This is a genomic window from Streptomyces sp. NPDC004561, assembly GCF_053602155.1.
In genome coordinates, this window is the sequence record NZ_JBSGDB010000769.1 from 1 (window position 1) to 2,652 (window position 2,652).

Sequence of the window (2,652 nt, forward strand, 5' to 3'; positions counted from 1 at the left end):
GCTGTCAGCACGGCCCGTTGCTCTTCCAAACCGCTCATGCCAGACCAACGAACCACCCAGCGGAAAGCCACGAGTTAAAGATCTGCACGCCCTTACTGATCGTTGCAGATTGAGTTGAGCTGCCGACCGTGCCTCGTCGCCGAAGTCGCGTGGCCTACCTACGGCCACCGCTGACGCACCAGAGCTCACGCTCGGGGGCGATCAGCGGTGGCCGAGGCATGGAGAGCTAGCTGTTCAGGTTCGCCTTCTGGAGCGCGCTGGCGCTCTCCGTCTGCGAGATGGTGCCCGCCCTCGGCGCCTGCCGCACGGCCCGGTTCGCCGTGGTCAGCAGAGCGAGGGCGAGCAGCCACGCTCCGCAGAGCCAGACCAGCGGCTTGGCCCCCAGCGCGCCAATCAACGCACCGCCTGCCAGCGTGCCGATCGACAGTGCACCCGTGGTGAGCGTCGATACGGCGCTTGTCACGCGGCCTCGCAGCTTATCGGGGGTGATACTCAGCTGGTGGGTGGTCATCGCCACCGCGTACACAGGAGCCACCAGGGACTCGCCGGCTGCGACTACGGCCAGCAGCAGTGGGTTGGGAGCCAGTGCGTACAACGGGAACATCACGGCCTCCAGCCACAGCATCACCACGGCGATGTGACCGAGCGGGAACCGACGCGTAGCCCGGTTCGACACCAGCGCCCCTGCCAACGCACCGACGGCCGCTCCGCTGAAGATGACGCCAATCCACAGCGGCGACGAGCCGAGTTGCTGGGCAAGGGTGATGATCAGCAGATAGCCGGCCCCGTAGCGGACCTTGTCCGCGGCCGATACCAGCGTGAGGAAGCGGACGACCGGCTCACGCCACAGCCGGCTGACCCCCTCACGGATCTCCGTAGTGATCCGCGCCCTGGCTCGGATCTCCTGACGTTCCGTCTGGAAGCGGGCGCGCATCATGCAGAGAGACACTGCGGAGATGGCGAAGGACACCGCGTTGACAGCGAACGGCACGACCCGTCCGACGGCGTAGAGCGCACCGGCGAGCGGGGCACCGAGGATGCTCACCGCGCTGCCGGCGGACTGCTGGTAGCCGAGGGCGGTGGGCAGTTGCTGCGCATCGACGACGTTCGGCAGTGCCGCGGTGTTGGCGACCTGGAAGAGCGTCCCCAGGATCCCGGCAAGGACGGCCGTCGCGTACAGCTGGGGCATCGTGAGGCGGTCCAGCCAGTCCGCGATGACGACGCCGGCCGTGAGTACGGTCCGGCCAGCCTCGCACCAGATCATGGTGGTCTTGCGGTCCCACCGGTCGACGAGCGCCCCTGCGACGAGCCCGAAGGCAAGGAAGGAGACGGTGCCCAGGCCCAGGACAAACCCGGCCTGGGTGGCTGACCCGGTGAGGGCCAGGACGACCAGCGGCAGGGCCATGAACTGGGCCTGGTCGCCGATGGCGGATATCAGTTGGCTGCTCAGCAGCAGCGAGAAGTCCCGGTTCCGAAGCAAGCCGGAACCACGAAAGGTATTCACTATTGTTACGCTCCGTAACAGCTCTAGGACGCAAGGGTGGCGTTGAAGCTGGCGTCCGAGCTAAGAAACACGGGGCGTTGTAAGCACGGGCGGGACCCTACACGCGGCGCGACGGGGACCGCAATCGAATTTGCTGTCACAGGTCGGCACGCTGACGGACCGTTCAGAACGCGCGGCGCAGGCGGCGGAGACAGATCAGACTGCAAGCCAGTTCGAGCAGACCCTGATGAAGGTCTGCGCGTCGTTCGTAGCGAATACGGAGCCGTTTGAGCTGGTGCAGCCAGGCGAAAGCGCGCTCAACCACCCAACGCACCGTGCCCAGGCCCGAACCGTGAGCGACGCCGCGTCGGGCGATCGCGGGCTTGATGCCGCGCTTCCACAGCAGGCGGCGGTACTTGTCGAAATCGTAGCCCCGATCCGCGTAGATCCGGCGGGGCTTGCGGCGGGGACGCTCCCTCAGGCCACGAATCGAAGGGATCGCGTCCAGGAGCGGTACGAGTTGAGTGACGTCGTGACGGTTACCGCCAGTCAGGGTGAGGCGAGCGGGGTTCCGTGACGGTCGACGATCAGATGATGCTTCGACCCGGGACGGGCACGGTCGACCGGGGAAGGGCCCACGTGATCCCCCCTTTGAGCGCCCGGACGTGGGACCCGTCCACCGCGCAGTCGTCCAGCTCCAGAAGCTTGGCGCGGCGCAGCTCGGTCAGCAGAGCGGTGTGCAGCCGCGGCCAGACTCCGGCCTCGGTCCAGTCCCGCAGCCGGCGCCAGGCTGTCACCCCGGAACACCCGACGGTCTCCGCTGGGACATCGCGCCAGGCGACACCGGTGCGCAACACATACAGAATCCCCGCGAGGGCCGCCCGGTCAGGAACACGCAACCTCCCGGGGTAGCGGTAGCGGCGCTCGGGGGCAGGAGGCAATAGAGGGGCCACCCGCGCCCAGAGGTCATCCGGAACAAGATCAGCACGCACATCGGGCATCCTGCCGACCAAGATCGCCCGACCGCAAGGTCAGCAGCCCAGCTCATTCAGAAACGATCAGTTAGCCACCTCGTCGGGGGCATGGGCCAAGTCGAACTCGATCGGCCCACGGCAGCACGTGGCGAGGTCTACGAAAAGCGGCCCCCGCCTCGTGTTGAGGAGGTTGCC

At 67.1% G+C, this 2,652-nt stretch carries 1 protein-coding gene and 1 pseudogene; both read right to left on the reverse strand.

From position 1 onward, the window contains the following. Positions 1-226 precede the first annotated feature (226 nt). Positions 227-1,504, reverse strand: a complete 1,278-nt coding sequence (locus ACWEN3_RS44985) for an MFS transporter (RefSeq protein ID WP_452984036.1) — start codon at positions 1,502-1,504, stop codon at positions 227-229. Positions 1,505-1,667: 163 nt separating this feature from the next. After that, positions 1,668-2,484 (reverse strand): annotated as a pseudogene (locus ACWEN3_RS44990) (IS5 family transposase). Between the last annotated feature and the right edge of the window lie 168 nt (positions 2,485-2,652).